We start from the raw sequence: 440 nt of genomic DNA on the forward strand, positions 1-440 counted from the left end.
ATTTAGAACTGATGCAAAAAGTGCTCGACGAAGGCACACAGAAAAACGACCGTACCGGAACCGGAACGCTTTCCATTTTTGGTCATCAGATGCGTTTTAACCTGCAGGATGGATTCCCGCTGGTGACAACTAAACGTTGCCACCTGCGTTCCATCATCCATGAACTGCTGTGGTTTCTGCAGGGCGACACTAACATTGCTTATCTACACGAAAACAATGTCACCATCTGGGACGAATGGGCCGATGAAAACGGCGACCTCGGGCCAGTGTATGGTAAACAGTGGCGCGCCTGGCCAACGCCAGATGGTCGTCATATTGACCAGATCACTACGGTACTGAACCAGCTGAAAAACGACCCGGATTCGCGCCGCATTATTGTTTCAGCGTGGAACGTAGGCGAACTGGATAAAATGGCGCTGGCACCGTGCCATGCATTCTTC

At 51.1% G+C, this 440-nt stretch carries 1 protein-coding gene; it reads left to right on the forward strand.

The window, feature by feature from the left end; translation table 11 throughout:
- Positions 1 to 8: 8 nt before the first annotated feature.
- Positions 9 to 440: thymidylate synthase (gene thyA / locus C1J01_RS48680; protein ID WP_369122777.1), on the forward strand; the 432-nt coding region annotated here is incomplete at its 3' end.

This window comes from Nonomuraea aridisoli (assembly GCF_003236395.1).
GTDB lineage: Bacteria > Actinomycetota > Actinomycetes > Streptosporangiales > Streptosporangiaceae > Nonomuraea > Nonomuraea aridisoli.